This is a genomic window from Microcoleus sp. PH2017_35_SFW_U_B, from assembly GCF_020737865.1.
Taxonomy (GTDB): Bacteria; Cyanobacteriota; Cyanobacteriia; order Cyanobacteriales; family Microcoleaceae; genus Microcoleus.
In genome coordinates this window covers 23,388-41,186 of the sequence record NZ_JAEQDE010000132.1, presented here as the reverse complement: position 1 = coordinate 41,186, position 17,799 = coordinate 23,388, and the positions used below count along the sequence as shown (strand labels likewise).

The 17,799-nt window shown below is 46.8% G+C and carries 17 protein-coding genes; 11 read left to right on the top strand and 6 right to left on the bottom strand.

The features are described from left to right. Positions 1-449: 449 nt before the first annotated feature. On the bottom strand, positions 450-1,259 hold the full coding sequence (locus JGK36_RS30330) for a calcium-binding protein (RefSeq protein ID WP_293186582.1): 810 nt from the start codon (positions 1,257-1,259) through the stop codon (positions 450-452). 108 nt (positions 1,260-1,367) lie between these two features. Here JGK36_RS30330 and JGK36_RS30325 point away from each other — a divergent pair, with 108 nt between their 5' ends. The 6 genes from JGK36_RS30325 (at position 1,368) to JGK36_RS30300 (ending at position 9,705) form a co-directional block, all read left to right on the top strand. Further along, positions 1,368-2,348, top strand: a complete 981-nt coding sequence (locus tag JGK36_RS30325) for an ATP-binding cassette domain-containing protein (RefSeq protein ID WP_293186584.1) — start codon at positions 1,368-1,370, stop codon at positions 2,346-2,348. Between the two features lie 151 nt (positions 2,349-2,499). After that, positions 2,500-3,234: an ABC-2 family transporter protein gene (locus JGK36_RS30320; RefSeq protein WP_293201277.1), complete on the top strand. Its 735-nt coding sequence runs from the start codon at positions 2,500-2,502 to the stop codon at positions 3,232-3,234. 184 nt (positions 3,235-3,418) lie between these two features. After that, positions 3,419-3,784 carry a four helix bundle protein gene (locus JGK36_RS30315; RefSeq protein WP_293186586.1) on the top strand — a complete coding sequence of 122 codons (366 nt, stop codon included), beginning with the start codon at positions 3,419-3,421 and terminating at the stop codon, positions 3,782-3,784. 264 nt (positions 3,785-4,048) lie between these two features. After that, positions 4,049-6,613: a nitrite reductase large subunit NirB gene (gene nirB / locus JGK36_RS30310; RefSeq protein ID WP_293186588.1), complete on the top strand. Its 2,565-nt coding sequence runs from the start codon at positions 4,049-4,051 to the stop codon at positions 6,611-6,613. Positions 6,614-6,914: 301 nt separating this feature from the next. Then, entirely contained in the window at positions 6,915-7,274 is a 360-nt protein-coding gene (nirD, locus tag JGK36_RS30305; RefSeq protein ID WP_293143783.1) for a nitrite reductase small subunit NirD, read from the top strand. Positions 7,275-7,611: 337 nt separating this feature from the next. Then, the gene (locus JGK36_RS30300; protein WP_293198962.1) at positions 7,612-9,705 is read left to right on the top strand and encodes a HEAT repeat domain-containing protein; all 2,094 of its coding nucleotides are present in this window, start codon (positions 7,612-7,614) and stop codon (positions 9,703-9,705) included. 115 nt (positions 9,706-9,820) lie between these two features. Here the strand turns inward: JGK36_RS30300 and JGK36_RS30295 are convergent, their stop codons facing one another. Beyond that, on the bottom strand, positions 9,821-10,420 hold the full coding sequence (locus tag JGK36_RS30295) for a hypothetical protein (protein WP_293201275.1): 600 nt from the start codon (positions 10,418-10,420) through the stop codon (positions 9,821-9,823). Positions 10,421-10,555: 135 nt separating this feature from the next. Between JGK36_RS30295 and JGK36_RS30290 the strand changes: the two genes are divergently transcribed. Continuing rightward, positions 10,556-11,005 carry a transposase gene (locus JGK36_RS30290; protein WP_293186592.1) on the top strand — a complete coding sequence of 150 codons (450 nt, stop codon included), beginning with the start codon at positions 10,556-10,558 and terminating at the stop codon, positions 11,003-11,005. Positions 11,006-11,210: 205 nt separating this feature from the next. Here JGK36_RS30290 and JGK36_RS30285 read toward each other — a convergent pair whose 3' ends face one another. Both JGK36_RS30285 and JGK36_RS30280 read right to left on the bottom strand, forming a co-directional pair. Continuing rightward, complete coding sequence (locus tag JGK36_RS30285; protein WP_293198958.1) at positions 11,211-12,938, bottom strand: pentapeptide repeat-containing protein; 1,728 nt, start codon at positions 12,936-12,938, stop codon at positions 11,211-11,213. A 308-nt stretch (positions 12,939-13,246) separates the two neighbouring features. Further along, complete coding sequence (locus JGK36_RS30280; RefSeq protein WP_293186595.1) at positions 13,247-13,663, bottom strand: hypothetical protein; 417 nt, start codon at positions 13,661-13,663, stop codon at positions 13,247-13,249. 186 nt (positions 13,664-13,849) lie between these two features. On the opposite strand from JGK36_RS30280, the gene JGK36_RS30275 reads away from it, so the two are divergent. Genes JGK36_RS30275 through JGK36_RS30265 form a run of 3 tightly spaced genes read left to right on the top strand, consistent with a single transcriptional unit; the run spans position 13,850 to position 16,043 of the window. Further along, positions 13,850-14,026 carry a hypothetical protein gene (locus JGK36_RS30275; RefSeq protein ID WP_293186597.1) on the top strand — a complete coding sequence of 59 codons (177 nt, stop codon included), beginning with the start codon at positions 13,850-13,852 and terminating at the stop codon, positions 14,024-14,026. A 29-nt stretch (positions 14,027-14,055) separates the two neighbouring features. After that, positions 14,056-15,825, top strand: a complete 1,770-nt coding sequence (locus JGK36_RS30270) for a S8 family peptidase (protein ID WP_293186599.1) — start codon at positions 14,056-14,058, stop codon at positions 15,823-15,825. Then, positions 15,822-16,043: a hypothetical protein gene (locus JGK36_RS30265; RefSeq protein ID WP_293186601.1), complete on the top strand. Its 222-nt coding sequence runs from the start codon at positions 15,822-15,824 to the stop codon at positions 16,041-16,043. Before JGK36_RS30270 ends, JGK36_RS30265 begins: the two co-directional genes overlap by 4 nt. 939 nt (positions 16,044-16,982) lie before the next feature. Here JGK36_RS30265 and JGK36_RS30260 read toward each other — a convergent pair. Beyond that, positions 16,983-17,129, bottom strand: coding sequence for a hypothetical protein (locus JGK36_RS30260; RefSeq protein ID WP_293201273.1), 147 nt, complete (start codon positions 17,127-17,129; stop codon positions 16,983-16,985). Positions 17,130-17,205: 76 nt separating this feature from the next. Here JGK36_RS30260 and JGK36_RS30255 point away from each other — a divergent pair, with 76 nt between their 5' ends. Further along, positions 17,206-17,454, top strand: coding sequence for a hypothetical protein (locus JGK36_RS30255; RefSeq protein ID WP_293186603.1), 249 nt, complete (start codon positions 17,206-17,208; stop codon positions 17,452-17,454). Positions 17,455-17,470: 16 nt separating this feature from the next. On the opposite strand, the gene JGK36_RS30250 is transcribed toward JGK36_RS30255, so the two are convergent. After that, positions 17,471-17,788 (bottom strand): hypothetical protein, encoded by a 318-nt coding sequence (locus tag JGK36_RS30250; RefSeq protein ID WP_293186604.1) that lies wholly within the window; start codon positions 17,786-17,788, stop codon positions 17,471-17,473. Positions 17,789-17,799: the final 11 nt, after the last annotated feature.

Sequence of the window (17,799 nt, the reverse complement as noted above, 5' to 3'; positions counted from 1 at the left end):
GGTACGTAGTTGCGCTTCAGCGCTCTTTCCGAATATATATAAAAAACGAAAAATTAGGTACGTAGTTGCGCTTCAGCGCTCTTTCCGAATATATATAAAGAGCGCTGAAGCGCAACAACGTACCTTGATCCAATCTTTGTCGAGCAAACAAACTCAACCTCAAATATTGTACCAAGAATTCTTCTATAATTGGTATTATTAGTAGACGAGCAATTGCATTCATTTCCAGCGAGCAGAAAATCATCTGCGGTTTATGTATCAAAGTCAGATTTATTTAATTCAAGTCTAATAAGGTGCATATAGCATTTATCAGAAAGATGAGGTATGACTGTAAATGGAGTTTTTGATGCGACCTCGCTTACTATATCATAAATACTAAGAGGGCCCAAGCCCAACAACGTACCTCATCTTTCTAATAAGGTGCGTATTTCGCACCCTACACCTACAGATTAAAGCAGAGAACTAGCATTAATCAAACGACCGGTTAAATCTGCCGGAGTCACATTCAACACAGTCCCCAACAAAGCATTAGTAAAACCGAATCTAATATTAGTAGCTTCCACACGCCCATTGCGATCGGGATCGAGACTTTGCTGCGAGATGCCGCCCTTGGCTAACAAACTCGTTCCCCCCGAGATACTTCCTGGATCGAGTAACAGTAGTCTCGGATCGTTTAAACTATAACTCACTTGTTCAAAAGTGATATTGCTGCTGGTGAATGCCGTACTAATTCCGATTGAATCGCTAGACTTATCAAAATCGATAATTACGGCGTCAGGAACTTCATTTCCAACTAATCTAAGTCCAGCTTGATCGACTCTCAAAACAAAGACATCGTTGCCCGCACCTCCTTTGTAAACATCCACATCTCTGTCGCCAATTAAAGTATCGTTGCCGTCACCACCGACTAACAAATCAACACCTTGCCCCCCGCGCAGCAAATCATTTCCCACGCCGCCATCAACGAAATCACTATTTTTATCTCCCGTCAAGAAATCGTTTCCAGCTTCTCCCAAAACATCGTCATCAGCTTTGCCGCCGTAAATAGAATCATCGCCGGCACCGCCAAACAGACTGTCTTTACCATCGTTGCCGAAAATCCTTTCTGCATCTGACGCGCCCCTGACAGTATCATTGCCGCCCAGCATCCAAACTCCCCCAGGAAAACTGGCAAGTTGTCCCGGTGCAAGTGTAATATTTTCAGCAGTATTGTCTCCTACCAAGCGAGGGATGCCAGAATTATCGGGGGTGAGTACCATAGTTGTAAATTTTGTGCGATGTGATAATGGATATCTTGTAATATTCTACAGCTTGGCACAACCCGATCGCGCGATCGCACATTAAAATAAAAGTTAAAACTAGAGCCCATGCCAATTATCTTAGTTAAAGACTTAAGCAAAGTTTATCCCGTAGCGATTAAGGAACCGGGACTGAAAGGAACCATGCAGCACTTTTTTAAGCGCACTTACCGCAATATCAAAGCAGTTGAGGGCGTTTCTTTCAGTATCGAACCTGGTGAAGTGGTGGGGTTTCTCGGCGCTAACGGTGCGGGCAAAACTACGACGCTGAAAATGTTGACTGGTTTGATTTACCCGTCTGATGGTACTGTCACTGTGTGCGATCGTACTCCTTTCCGCCGCGAAGCAGCTTTTCTGCAAAGAATCACCTTAGTCATGGGGCAGAAACAGCAGTTAATTTGGGATTTACCCGTACTCGACTCTCTGCGAATCAATGCCGCAGTCTACGGCATTCCCGATCGAGATTACCGGCAGCGAATTGGAGAATTGACAGAAATGCTGTCACTAGAAGGCAAATTAAATCAGGCGGTACGCAAGCTGTCTTTAGGCGAACGAATGAAAGCTGAATTGATGGCCGCGCTGCTACACCAACCGGAGGTATTATTTTTAGATGAACCGACTTTAGGTTTGGATATCAACGCACAGTTTAGTGTCAGGCAATTTCTGCGAGAATATAACGAGCGCTATCAAGCAACTGTGCTTTTGACAAGTCACTATATGGCTGACATTACGGCTTTATGCAAGCGTGTTTTGTTAATCCATGAAGGGCAATTAGTTTATGATGGCAGTTTGGACGGATTGCTCGACAGGTTTGCACCTTACCGAGAAGTCCAGGTAAAATTAGCCGAACCGCTAGCAAAAGATAGCGCTTTTGCTTACGGCGAGGTAGAATCTATTGAAGGTAATTCAGTCCGGTTTTTGGTCAAAAGAGAGGAGCTGACGGCGAGCGTGTCGAAGATTTTAGCCCAGTTGGAAGTGATAGATTTGACTGTCACAGATCCGCCAATTGAAGAGGTAATCGGTCGAGTTTTTCGCACGGGAAAAGTGTAGAGTTCCCCCAGATTACCTAAAAAGCAAGGTGTTTTATTCTCAAGATAAAGATAGGTACGTTGTTGGGCTTCAGCCCTCTTTCTATATACGCCGAAAGAGGGCTAAAGCCCAACAACGTACCTTTACCTATAATTTTTTTAGTGAGATTGATATGAAAAGAATCATCAGAATTGCTAAAACTTTGCTACTGACTTACTACGCTTATATGCTCGAATACCGGGCAGAATTGTTTTTGTGGGCCCTGTCGGGAGCTTTGCCGTTTATCTTGATGGGCGTGTGGATGCAAGCATCAGAAAGTGGTCAGTTTGGGCTAAAGGCGATCGACTTTGCCCGTTACTTTTTGGCAGCTTTCATTGTCCGACAAACTAATGTTGTTTGGGTGATTTGGGAGTTTGAAAAAGAAGTAGTCCAAGGCAAGTTATCTAATAGATTGTTGCAGCCTCTAGATCCAGTATGGCATCACTTCGCATCTCATGTTTCCGAAAGGTTTGCGAGGCTACCTTTTGTATTCGGATTAGTGCTGCTGTTTTTTGCCTTGGTTGTCGTCTTGGCTTTTTGCTTGCGGTTCCTGATCCAGTATACCTTTGCGCTGTTTGCTTTTTGGATAGAGCGCGCAAGTGCGATCGAGCAATTTTGGTTCTTGATTTACCTGTTTTTATCGGGAATTATCGCACCGTTAGAAGTGTTTCCCCCAGCAGTGCGCGCAGTGGTTTTGTGGACTCCGTTTCCTTATTTGATTCATTTTCCTGCTTCAATTTTGATCGGATTGCCCGTTGATGTTGGCCGTGGTTTGTTGGTGATGCTGGGTTGGGGTGTGGTGTTTTTTGTGTGGAATCGCTGGCTGTGGCGGCAGGGTTTAAAACAGTATTCCGGTATGGGAGCTTAAACAGTTGACAGTTGACAGTTGACAGTTGACAGTGAAGAATTGACAGTTGACAGTTGGCAATTGACAGTTGAGAGGGGACTATTGACAGTTGACACTTGACAGTTCATAGTGGATATTTAGCGAACAATCTCGGGCACTATCAACTATCAACTATCAACTGTCAACTATCAACTATCAACTGTCAATGACTGATAACTCACCACTCAAAAATAAATCTTTTGCGTTTGCCGTCCGAACGGTAAACCTATATAAATACTTGTTTTTCAATAAAAAAGAATATGTATTGTCAAAACAACTACTACGATCTGGAACAGCTATCGGTGCATTAGTTAGAGAAGCAGAACAAGCAGAAAGCAAAGCCGATTTTATTCATAAACTAGCGATAGCCCTCAAAGAAGCCCACGAAACTGAATACTGGATATTGCTACTTCGAGAAACCGATTATCTCACCCCAAAAGAAAGCGAATCAATCTTAAACGACCTAAAAGAACTCCTAAAACTACTAACCAGCATCATCAAAACAACCAAACAAAAACTCAATGACAGTTGACAGTGAGCAGAGGGACTGTTGACAGTGAACAGATGGACAGTGGATATTTACCGAACAATCTCCTGCCCTGTGAATTATCAATTATCAACTGTCAATTATCAACTGTCAATTATCAACTGTCACCACACCTCATGCAAAAATGCAATCGCCACCATACGACAATTGCATAAAAGTTAACTTTTTGTATCCATACATACAAAAGTTTACAAAAAATTCTTATATTAATAAAACCAACGACGGATAAACGAGATAAAAGAGATTCTAATGACAGCCAAAAAAAATCTGATTGTAATTGGCAATGGTATGGTAGGTCACAAGTTCCTAGAGTTAATGGTGAGCTCGGATGCTGCCAAATGCTGGAATTTAATTACTTTCTGTGAAGAGCAGCGCGTTGCTTACGATCGCGTAAACCTCAGCGGATTTTTCTCTGGGAAAACGGCGGGAGATTTATCTCTAGTTGCACCGGGATTTTATCAAGAAAATGGTATTCAAATTCACATCGGCGACAAAGCAGTCGCCATCAATCGCGAACAAAAAACTGTCTCTTCAGCCAACGGTTTAGAAGTTCCCTACGACAAAATTGTTCTCGCCACCGGTTCCTATCCATTTGTACCGCCTATCAAAGGCAAAGACGCGGCTGGTACTTTTGTTTACCGGACAATTGACGACTTGGAGGCGATGTCAGATTATGCTAAAAATTGCAAAATAGGTGTAGTAATTGGCGGCGGTTTGTTAGGCTTGGAGTGCGCTAATGCTCTCCAAAATATGGGTTTGAAAACTCATGTGGTTGAGTTTGCATCGCGGCTGATGCCAGTGCAAGTTGATGAGGTTGGTGGTGCGATTCTCCGTAACAAAATTGAGGAGTTGGGGGTTTCGGTTCACACTAGCAAATCTACCACCGAAATTGTCAGCGAAGATGGCAAAGTTACTAAAATGCTGTTTGCTGATGGTTCGGAATTGGCAACGGATATGATTGTGTTTTCTGCTGGTATTCGCCCCCGAGATGAAATTGCCCGAGGTTGCGAGATTGCAGTGGGAGAACGCGGCGGTATTATAATTAATGATAGCTGCCAAACTTCGGATTCTGATATTTATGCGATCGGCGAATGTGCACTTTATCAAAATCGCATCTACGGTTTAGTTGCCCCTGGTTATACAATGGCTGGCGTAGCAGCAGATATTTTGAGCAGCGCTGCGGATGACGGGCAAGATGCCCGTCCCACTAGCACTTTCACTGGTGCGGATATGTCCACAAAACTGAAACTTTTGGGTGTGGATGTGGCGAGTTTTGGTGATGCTTTTGCGAATTCTGCCGGTGCTAAAGAGATTGTTGTTGCTGACAATTTCCAAGGCACTTACAAGAAATTAGTTTTAAATCAAGATGGTAGCCGAATTTTAGGCGGTATTCTCGTCGGAGATGCTTCTGCTTACGGCACTTTGCTGCAATTCATGCAAAATGATATTGCTTTGCCGCCACATCCAGAAGATTTGTTGATGCCACCGCGCGAAGGCGGAGCACCTGCTGGTTTTGGTGTGGAGAGTCTGCCGGATTCTGCTCAAATTTGTTCTTGCAATAATGTCAGTAAAGGGCAGATTTGTGAGGCGATTCGCGATCGCAATTTAACTGATGTCGGCAGTGTCAAGAAATGCACTCAAGCTGGTACGGGCTGCGGCGGTTGCGTGCCTTTGGTGACGGACATCTTTAAGTCGGAGATGAAGAAAGCCGGGTTTGCGGTCAAAAATCATCTCTGCGAACATTTTGAGTATTCCCGTCAAGAATTGTACCATTTGGTGCGCTCTCAAGAGCTGAAAAGCTTTGATGAGACGATCGCCAAACACGGCAAAGGGCACGGCTGCGAAATTTGCAAGCCTGCTGTGGCTTCGATGCTGGCTTCTACTTGGAACGACCATATTCTAGAGAAGTCTCACGTCGGTTTGCAAGATACCAACGATTACTATTTGGCAAACATTCAGCGCGACGGTACTTATTCGGTGATACCGCGCATCCCGGGTGGAGAAATTACGCCGGAGAGGTTGATTGCTTTGGGAGAAGTTGCCAGGGATTTTGGGCTTTATACTAAGATTACTGGCGGACAGCGGATCGATTTGCTTGGTGCTCGGGTGGATCAGTTGCCGCATATTTGGCACCGCTTGATTGATGCGGGATTTGAGTCTGGACACGCTTACGGTAAGGCTTTGCGGACTGTCAAATCTTGTGTTGGTAGCACTTGGTGCCGCTTTGGGGTGCAGGATTCGACGAGTTTGGCGATCGAGGTTGAGTTGCGCTATCGCGGTTTGCGATCGCCCCACAAGCTCAAGTCTGCTGTCTCTGGCTGCACTCGCGAATGCGCGGAAGCTCAAAGCAAGGATTTTGGGATTATTGCTACTGAGAATGGTTGGAATTTGTACGTGTGCGGTAACGGCGGGATTAAGCCGCAGCACGCGGTTTTGCTGGCGGCGGATATCGATAAGGAAACTTTGATTAAGTATATCGATCGCTTTTTGGTCTTGTACATTCGCACGGCGGATCGTTTGGAACGTACCGCTACTTGGTTGAACAAGCTTGAGGGCGGTATTGAATACTTGAAGCAGGTGGTAATTGAGGATTCTCTGGGCATTTGTGCTGAGTTAGAGGCGCAGATGGAGCATTTGGTGAATACTTATCAATGCGAGTGGAAAACGACGATTGAAGACCCGCAAAAGGTGCAGCGATTCCAGCATTTTGTGAATTCCGATTTGCCAGATCCGAGTATTGTTCGTGTCGAGGAACGGGGACAAAATCGCCCTGCTTACGAGGATGAAAAGGCTCTAGCTGGAGTTTCGGAATAATTCCAAGCGTGTCAACTTGAACTTAAACCTATTGTCAGCTTGATTGTTTTAGGCAAAGCCCCGGATCCCCCCTAACCCCCCTTAAAAAGGGGGGGACAGGAGTATTATCAAAATTCTCCTAACCCCATTAAAAAAAGGGAGGAACAGGAGTATTATCTTGCGTCCCCCTTAAAAAGGGGGATGCGAGGGGGATCGATGCTCCCAGACAAACGAGAGCGCTCGTAGGTTTTAGCCAATTGTTGATAGGATGAAAGCCGTAGACTGGGAATGAGATTAGTCGTATTAAATTAACAGGAAAAAAATGGTTCAATCATTACAGGTTTCCGATACAGTAACAACTTGGGTAGATGTGTGCTCCCTGGATGCGATCGCCCCAAATACAGGAGTTTGTGCTTTGGTGGCTGGGGAACAAGTGGCTGTTTTCCGAGTGGGAAACGGGGATGAACTGTATGCTTTGAGCAATTACGACCCGTTTAGCAAGGCTTTTGTGTTGTCCCGAGGACTTGTGGGCGATCGCAGCGGCACTCTAAAAGTTGCTTCTCCGATTTACAAGCAGAATTTTAGCTTGGCTACTGGCCAGTGTTTGGACGATGAAACGGTAACAATTCCGACTTTTCGGGTTCGGGTTGCAGGCGATCGCGTCCAAGTAGCAGCTAGCTAGATTCAACGCCCCAATTGTTCGAGATCCATCCGCCAACACCCAACATTCCGATTGGGTGGTGGCGGATTTTGCATTGGGGCGCGATCGAGCCACTGGTTTTGCTATAAAATAGAGTCGATCGGCTGCATACTACAATCTGGATCGGACAGCGGTAGAAATCGCATCTACAGTCAAACTTTCGTCCGCCTGCACGGTGTAAAGAAGATAGCGTAATTTCAACCACTCGGTTTTCAATCCGCTATACAAGCGGGTTTTGTATCTATAGAAGCCGTTTCAACCGCGAGCGTCTTATTTCAGATTTTCAATCCAAACAAACTTTAGGGGGTAGGATATCACTATGTTATTAAAAAAACTTGTTGTCGAAAATAATCCCCAGACAGTGGCAGAGTTAATCGACGCACAACTCAAAACAGGTCAACTGACTGGGGCCGAACTCCAAACACAAGTTTTCGGCCAGCACTGGCGAGATGAATCTTTGCACGAATTCCTCCGAGAAATTGCAGCCAAGCTCGACAAAGAAACAGCGAGCGAAGTTATAGAATATTTGATAACTCAAAATGGTCAACAAGAAAAATTTATTAATTTATTTTTAGCAGCAGAATGCCTATCAAGAGTTAAAAATGGCATCAATGAAACAACAGAAAAAAAACTGTTAAACGCTTTAAAAAAGTTATCGCAATACGGTACGGTTTTTCTGATTCTTTATCAAAGCGCTGAAGAATTGCAGGAAACTTATCAAATTCGCTATCGATCGATCGCCGCGATCGCCCAAACTTGGAAAAACGACCCGCAAACCCTGCCTTGGCTCAAAATACTAGCACACTCCAGCGACAGCGGCGAAGTCCGCGCCACAGCAGTCAAAGCCATAGCCTGCGGTTGGCCTGACGAACCAGAAATTTACCTGATGCTCAAAAACCTCGCTAAATCCGATCGAAGCTGGGCAGTGCGATCGGCTGCAATCGAAGAAATGGCTTCTGGTTGGCCCTCTAACAGCGATACCTTGCCGCTGCTGGCGGTTCTGGCTCAGTCCGATCGCAGTCCCGCAGTCCGCACCTGCGCCCTGGAACAGTTGGCCTCTCGTTGGCCCGATCGCACAGATACCTTGCTGCTGCTGAGAACGGCCGCCGAATCCGACGAAAATTTGGGAGTGCGAGTCGTAGCGTGGCAAGAAATAGCCAGAGGTTGGCACAGCGTTTTAGGCACGGTGTCCCAGCTTCAAAACCTTGCCCAGACAGGAAGTTCTACCCTGCGAACAGTAGCGGTGCGGGAATTGGCAGCGGGTTGGCCCGCCGATGACGAGGTTTGCTTGCTGCTGAAAACCCTAGCCACCTCCGACAGCAACGAAGAAGTGCGAACAGCGGCGATCGAAGAATTGGCCTCGCGCTGGCCGGGCGAACCAGATATTTACCCGCTGCTGAAAAGTCTCGCCCAGTCCGACGCGAGTTCCACCGTCCGGCAGGCGGCAGTCCAAGGAATTGCCTCTGGCTGGCCATCTAAGCCCGAAACTCTGGCTTTTTTGCAAAATATAGCTACGAGCGATCTCGACGCCGAACTGCGCGAAATAGCCTTGCAACAAATTGCCTCCTGTTGGCCCGACAGCCCAGAGACACTGCCCCTGCTGCAAAAAATTGCGAACTCAGATGATTATTGGACTGTGCGGCAAGTGGTAGTAGTAGCCGCAGCCACCTTACCGTCAGCCAGTCTCGAAGTCTTTGAATGGTTGAAAATTCTGGCTGAATCAGACAGACACATCAACGTCCGAGAAACTGCGGTGGAACAGATAGCAAGAGGCTGGGGACACCGGGGCGAGACGCTGCCTTTTCTCAAACAACTGGCGGAGTCGGAGCCCAATTCTCACTTGCTGAGCGTGCTGGTGCGAGAAATAGCGCGGGGATGGCCGCAAGAGCCGGAAACCTTGTCTTGGTTGAAAATTCAGCTTGAGGCTGGGGATGAGGAGGTGCGTGAGGTGGCGGTGCAGGAACTCGCTCGCAATTGGCCCGATGGTGCTGAAACTTTGCGGATGTTGGAGGCTAAAGCAGAGGGCGATGAGAGTTCGGCTGTTAGGAAAATTGCTTTGCAAAAGTTAGCCCGGGGGCGGACAAATGAGTCTCAAACTTTTGAGTGGCTGAAAATTAGGGCCGAGCAGGATGATGATTCGCAGGTGCGGGCGATCGCTCTGGTAGAGTTAATTCGGGGATGGAAGGACGAACCGGGAATGTTTGAGTTTTTGCGCCACAGAGCTCTTACCGATGCCTACGATAGAACAGGTTCTTTTGCTTACAATCCCCGGTTTACAGCACTCGAAGCAATTATCGAACATTATCCCGAAAATGAGGAAACTTTGCGATTGGTGCGATCGCTCGCAGTTTCCGACGTAGACGAGCAAGTGCGGGCTTTAGCGGGCCGCCAACTGGCGAGTCAAGATTGGTAATTGGTTGGCTGGTGGAGGAATAGTGCGATCGGGCTATTTATAACGGTGCTCAGAAAGATGAGGTATGTTGTTGGGCTTGGGCCCTTCTTAGTTTAGTGGTTATATGAGCTGTCAGTTATACCTCATCTTTTTGAGAAAGGCTATATATTGATTTTGCCGCACGATTGATGTTGATTCTTGTACCGAATTGATGTTGATTTTTCCACGCGAGCGATGGGTATTTTTCCACGCGAGCGATGGGTATTTTTCCACGCGAGCGATGGCGAGCGATGGGTATTTTTCCACGCGAGCGATGGGTATTTTTCCACGCGAGCGATGGGTATTTTTCCACGCGAGCGATGGGTATTTTTCCACGCGAGCGGGGACGCTCGCACTGTGGGATTTCCGACAATTTTTGTTGATTTTTGCTCGGGATTGGGCTATTCTTTCCCGCGAGCGGGGACGCTCGCACTGTGCAATTTCCGGCGATTTTTGCCAATTTTGATCCGCGAGCGATGGGTATTTTTTCACGCGAGCGGGGACGCTCGCACTGTGCAATTTCCGGCGATTTTTGCCAATTTTGATCCGCGAGCGATGGGTATTTTTCCACGCGAGCGGGGACGCTCGCACTGTAGGATTTCCGGCGATTTTTGCCAATTTTGATCCGCGAGCGATGGGTATTTTTCCACGCGAGCGGGGACGCTCGCACTGTAGGATTTCCAGCGATTTTTGCCAATTTTGATCCGCGAGCGATGGGTATTTTTCCACGCGAGCGGGGACGCTCGCACTGTAGGATTTCCGGCGATTTTTGCCAATTTTTCCACGCCGTCCCTGGCACTCAATCCAATTTGCAATTAAATGAGGTAAATCAATGTCATTGAAACAAGATTTTATTCAATTACCACTCCCCAAGAATATCCATTTTATAACATTCGTTACCTGGGAAAGACTAGAACTAACTCCACCGGCTCGACAAGTTGTTCTAGATTCTACCTTGCACTTTCACAACCAAAGATATCAACTATTCGCTGCCGTTATTATGCCAGATCACGTACATCTTTTGCTTCAGCCTTTTCCGAAGTCTGATTCTCAAGACTGGTCAATTGGAAGCTTGCTTCATAGTCTTAAAGGTTTCAGTTCAACCGAGATTCCTAAAGTAATGAAGCATATCGGTAAAGTTTGGCAAGATGGGCGACACGCGGAAATTATTAACAGCCACCAACATTTTATCAATACCTGGGAATATATTAAACAAAATCCTGTCAAAGCTAACTTATCAGATACACCTGAAAAATATCCTTTTTTCTGGGAAAACAGCTAATCTGACGACAAAAAGTGCTGTCCCCGCTCGCGGCCCGGGGTGAAACACGCGATCGCAAAAAAACAGTGCGAGCGTCCCCGCTCGCGGGCTTTCGAGAAACTCGCGGGCTTTTGTGTACGCAGAAACAGTGCGAGCGTCCCCGCTCGCGTGTACAATACGCGAGCTCCGGAAAGCACTCTAAATGCAAAACTGAGATGCTCCCTATTCATTCCCACAAAAGGGCGATCGCAAATCGCACCGCTTCCCCCATCATCGAACAGCGAATACTCGCCGACGCCGTTTTCTCCCACCTCAACAACTGTTCCCGAAAACCCGCGTCTTGCTTGGCCCGCTCCACGATCGCCTGACTGATTACTTTCTTCTGAATCTGAATAGTCGGAACACCTTCCTGCTTCAAATAATCCAACAACCGCTGTACGCTTTCAGAGAATTTATCCGGCGTCTGAGACATCAAAATAAACGAAATTTGGCGCACCATTCGCTCGTAGATTTCCTGTCTTCTGAGCAACACCTCTTTTGGGAGCGGCCTTGGTGGCTGCGGTGTTGCTGACTCCTCCTGCGAACCGTTATCCGCAACAGCCAATCCCAGCAAAATCAAAATTTCAGCGCCCTTAGCTAAAACCTTTTCCAACATATCTGGATAAAGCGCCAATATGCGATCGCCCAAAATCTTACCATTCACCAAACGGTTCGCGCTCAGCCGCAGTAAATTTTGCTCTCGGGCAGACTCAAAAAATTGAATGTTCAACTGAAGTTCGCAACTCTCTAACTCCACCCGACGCACCGTAAACACCAAAGCCTCCCAATTAGGAAACTCACCAAAACACACCTCCACAATCGAACTTTCCTCGTGATACTGCTGTCCCAATTCCCCAGACTCAAAATCGCGATCGACCGGAAAGCGATTTGCCACAACTTTCGCAGTATAATCAAAGTCAGTAAAAACATAACGACAGTTAACTTTAGACAGCTCGACATCTTGAACCTGCCAATTTTGAATGCAGCACCCCGTAAGCTGCGCCCCCTCCAAATCCGTCCGAATTAAATGGCACTCAATCAAACAAGCTTCTCTTAAATCCGCTTCAGCCAACATCGAATCCACCAAATAAGCGCCGCTTAAATCAGCTTTCCGCAAATCAGCACTGCGTAAATTAGCCTCGCTCAAATCCGCCCGCAGCAAATACACTTCTTGCAAGTTAGCTCGCAGCAAAAGCGCCTGCTTAAAACTCGCTTTCAATAAATAAGCACCCGCCAGATTCGCTCGACTCAAATCAGCCCGATCCAGCACCGCCTCAGTCAAATCCGCCCCCGCCAGCACAGCTCGGTGCAAGTCAGCGCCCGTCAGATTTGCCGATCGCAAAATCGCACCATTCAAGTCAGCTTCAATCAAATTTGCACCGCTCAAAATTGCCGATCGCAAATTCGCTTCCACCAAATGCGCTTCCCGCAAATTAGCACCCGTCAAATTCGCACCAACAAGACTCGCGCGGTTGAGATTCGCCTCCATCAATTCCGCCCCCATCAACTGCGCGCCGTCGAGTTTAGCTTTTTCTAAATTAATTTGGTCAGATTTAACTCCTTGAAGATTAGCACCGCCCAAATCCGCCTCGCACAGCGCCGCCCAATTAAGATCTGCTGCTTCCAAACAACCAAGACGCAAATCTGCTTTCGCAAGATTTGCTCCGCTCAAATTTGCCCCAGTCAGATTCGCCCCAGCCATCCCCGCACTGCGGAGATCCGCGCGGCGCAAACAAGCCCCAATTAACTTAGCATTGCTCAAAAAAGACCAGCTCAAATTAGCACCCGTCAAGTTAGCACCAGTTAAGTCTATTTCTCGAAGGTTGACACCGCTTAAACTAGCACCGCTGAGGTCAATATGAGCAAAGTTCCGCTCTCCCTCTTGGTAGCGCTGTAAAAATTCCTGTATTTGCATTCGCAGGGGAAGGGGAAGGTAAAAAACAATTTATAGTCGGGTAAAATAACAGTTATCTCGTTTGTAGTGAGGACTTCAGTCCTCGGATTTTATGCGGACTGAAGTCCTCACTACAGGGAGCCTCTGAGTTTTGCATTTGTAGTGCGAGCGTCCCCGCTCGCGTGCTTTATAAAGCACGCGAGCGGGGACAGCACTGAAAGAAAAAATGCTTTTTGCAAAAATGAGATGCTCCCTCACTACAAACCTATTTGATTGCGAGCTATCTACCGGACATCAGAGGATTCAGAAATGGCATTGACTCTATAATCTTAGAGAAATCTCTGCAATTCCTGTTGCAAATACTTTGCCCATTTAGTTGCTAGAGGAACTTCTGTAAAAGGAACCTGCACCGCCGCAGTATCTTTTAACAGAAATTCTATGGCGATCGCTTTTCCAGAATTCGGCGGCGATTCTAAATCTACCACAGCACCGTTAACTAACAACCGCAGCGACTGCACATTTTTCAACGAAAAACTTTGCAAATTCACAGGGCCGCTGCGAGTAGGTTTCCCCCAAGTCAAACAGTCTTCTTGCTGACCGAGTACAGCATAAATATCGTATTTTGCCTTAGCGAATTGTTCCGCCCAGACGCGATACGCTTCTAACTTTTGATACTCGTTCCATCCAGCCCAAGCCAGAGCAATAAAAAGTGCCAGCAGCGGCAGCCACATTAAACCTCTTTCCATGCAATATCCTTTTCATTCAGTTGACAGTTGACAGTTGACAGTTGACAGATGAGGGCGACCTCTACCTAAAAGGAAGAGGATTGGAGTAATGAATAGTTTTCTTTTAATTTATCCGGATCGGGGAGAGGCTTTAAACCAATTATTTCTGGTAAAAAATACTCCCGGTTTTGTTTGCCATCTCCTCTCATGATACAATTGATTGAACTCCTCAAACTTGCTCGGCAATTTAAACTAGAAATTATACCAATTTGCGATCGCACGGGCAGCCCCCACCACCACATACCAAAGGCCCGCCCGCGAGTCATCCAGCAGCCGCCACCCGTAAAACTGGCGATCGCACTGAAAATTGGGTTATTGTGGTGAACAAGCCTTCCCTAAACGGACGATCGGCCATGAAAAAGTTTTTCCTTTTGTGCTTATTTTTAATCGGGCTCGGCTGGGCGATTTCAAATTTCCCAGGACTGGCTACTCAAGGCACTTACGACTCGATTGTGCTGGATTTCCGCGAAGATATCGGTGCTGCCCAGATTGCCAAAGAAGTAAATGCGATCGCCCAACAGTACCAAATATCACCCCAACTCAACAGCGAATTCTCAACATCAGATAATGTGTATGTTGTCAAGGGCGATCGCACTTTGCTAAACGCCCTGAGAAAATCAAATTTGGCTAAAGATACCGAATACATTGAACCGAACTACGTATACAGCGCTTTCGAGATTCCCAACGACCCCATGTATACCAAGCAGTGGAATCTTCGCAGCATCAACGTAGAATCTGCCTGGAACGAAACCAAAGGCAGCGGTACAACAGTAGCGATAATTGACACCGGCATTACCCCCGTTGCCGACTTAAAAGAAACCAAATTTGTACCGGGCTACGACTTTGTAAACGATCGCGCCGAAGCCTACGATGACCACGGCCACGGTACTCACGTCGCAGGTACTGTCGCCCAATCAACTAACAACAACTACGGCGTCGCAGGCATCGCCTACGAAGCAGCTTTAATGCCGCTCAAAGTATTAGGCGGCAGCGGTGGCGGTACAGTTTCCGACATTGCCGAAGCAATTAAATTTGCAGCAGACAATGGCGCAGATGTCATCAACATGAGTTTAGGTGGCGGTGGCGAAAGTCAGTTAATGGAAGAGGCGATCGACTACGCCCACTCTAAAGGCGTTGTCATCATCGCAGCCGCAGGCAACTCCGGCGAAAGTTCCGCTTCCTATCCCGCCCGCTATCCCCACGTCATCGGCGTTTCGGCCCTCGGCCCCAACGAAGAAAAAGCCGATTATTCCAATTTCGGCGCCGGGGTTGACATTTCTGCCCCCGGTGGTTCTGAACTGGGCAAAATTCTCCAAAGTACGATCGACCCAGAAACAGGAAACGAAGTCTTTGAAGCCTACCAAGGCACCAGCATGGCTTCTCCCCACGTCGCCGGCGTAGCAGCCCTAATCAAAGCCTCCGGCATCACAGAACCAGACCAAATTCGCAGCATACTCTTGCAATCCTCGCGAAATGTCACAGAAGACCCCTTAAACCATTTTGGTTCGGGACATCTAGACGCAGGCGCAGCAGTTCAGCTAGCCCAGCGCGGACAAATCAACTTCCGCGACTTCTTCCGCTGGCTGCGCGACAACGGCTATCTCAGCCCCCGCTTCTGGATTGACGGCGGTGCAGTCGCCCTGTTGCCGAAAATTGCCATGGTGCTCGGTTCTTACCTGCTGGCTTTCATTTTGCGGAATTATTTCCCCTTCCAGTGGACTTGGGGCTTTTCCGGCGGCTTGATTGCTGGAAGTTCTGGCTTCTGTTTCCTCCGCAACTTGTTCGTATTTGACTTGCCGCAGTGGCCGATGAGAATCATGGGTAGTTCTATCCCCGAACTCGGCGGTGCAATTAACGGCAGCAGTATGCTGAATCCCTTATTTGCTAGCGTTTTAATTCCCGGGATTTTGATTGTTTTGCTGTTGGGACACAGAGAGTGGAAGTGGATCGCGATCGCAACTTCGATCGGCTTTGCTAGCTGTTTAGCAGTGAATGCTGTTCTCTCTCCCGCAGTTTGGGGATTGGGAACTGGTTTAGTAGCACAAACATTCTTGATTGTCAATGCTTTGTTGTGTTTTGGATTGGCACGTTTGGCTATTAAAACAGAGGCGCAGTCAGCATGAGTATTACAGTCAAAGGCGAAATTGAACGCAAAGGATTAGGCCCGGGCACTTGGGCTTTAATCGGCGAAGATGGGGAAACTTACGAACTTAAGGATGCTCCTTCTGAGTTGAAAAAAGCTGGTCTTAAAGTCAGCGTCAAAGGTGAAATCCGCAAGGATGTAATGACTTTTGCGATGATCGGCCCGGTGCTTGAGGTGCAGTCTTTCGATCTGTTGTAGGTCGATCGACTCGATCCAGCTTTCGATCAAAAAAAACCCCGGCCAAAATTGGCTGGGGTTTATTAATCAGGGTGCATCTACATAATTTAATCTCCGCTCCGACAGCACCACATTCAGGAAAATTTAGAAAATTTATTTCAGCAACTCGGTTTCTTCTCACATCTTGCACCATTCTCAAGAACGGGCAAGATGCCCGTTCCACAAAAGATGAATTTTCTTGTGGAACAGGCATCTTGCCTGTTCATAAAAAGGTAATTGAGAATGGTGCAAGATCTCAGTTTCTTTCAACATTTGTCGTAACCCAAGAGCAAAACTCCTAGAAACCGGGTTTCTGAGCTTATACTTCAGCCCTCAAACAGTCGCTACCTCTGGTTATATCTAATTTTTGCCAAAAAAAACCCGGCCAAAATTGGTCGGGAGTTAATTAATCAGGGTGCATCTACCAACTAAGCTTCCTCAGAATTCCAGCGCAATCCGGAAACTTACCTCAAATTTTTTCAGCATCAGCCTTAACACAAAAAAAACCCGGCCAAAATTGGCGCGGGAGTTAATTAATCAGGGTGCATCTACTAATTTAGTCTCCGGCGCGACAGTACCTCGTTCCGGACAGTTTGGGAAATTAGTCAGAGTTGATGGCTTGATATCGTTTCCGGTTGTATCGGAATTATTTAACCGCAGAGAGCGCAGAGGACACAGAGAGAGAAGATGGAGATGAATACAGGGCTATGCAATCGGATTTGATCTGAGGTGCGATCGACAAAAAAAACTCCCGGGCCAAAATTGGTTGGGAGTTAATTAATCAGGGTGCATCTACTAATTTAGTCTCCGGTAGCACCGTACCTCTTTCGGGATAGTTTCGGAAATTTGCCAGAATTTGCTCATAAAGTGCGATCGCCAAAAAAAAACCCCCAAACCAAAATTGGCGTGGGAGTTAATTAATCAGGGTGCATCTACTAATTTAGTCTCCGGTAGTACCGTTGCATCTACTAATTTAGTCTCCGGTAGTACCGTACCTCTTTCGGGATAGTTTCGGAAATTTGCCAGAATTTGCTCATAAAGTGCGATCGACAAAAAAAACCCGGCCAAAATTGGTCGGGAGTTAATTATCAGGGTGCATCTACTAATCTACTCTCCGGTAACACCACACCTTTTTCCGGAGAATTTGGGAAATTTGCGAGAATTTACGGCTGTGCGTGCGATCGCTCAAAAAAAACCCGGCCAAAATTGGTCGGGAGTTAATTATCAGGGTGCATCTACTAATCTACTTTCCTGGGAATTCAGTAGCAATCCGGACAGTTGTATCAAAATTTTCAACAGATCGCTTGATGATACCCAAAATCTGAATTTCGCAGTCGGGAGGGGCGATCGTATTTCGGATGGAGCGATCGAGCTAGCGTCAGCCCCAGAATAGAGTTTGGGGCTGGGTATTACCGCCGTTTGTTTTGATTTGTCGGCGGTTTGACAGGCTCTTGTCTGTTTAAGTAGTATAAAAGTGCGATCGTTCCCCCTATCAAGATACCTACTACTACCAAACCAACAGCTATAACTTTTGCTCCTCCAGAAAAAAACACGTAAATAAACCCCAGATAAGGAACCCCTAACAAAATAGCAGTAGCTATCGTTTTTAAAGAAGTTAATTTAATCTCTATTTCCAGATGCTTGTAAGGTTTTCCTTGAAATTTGTAGTAGGTTCTAGATGAACCTAAACGCTGTGGACGAGTTATCAATGGTTTTGGACTAGGCATACCGTACTATT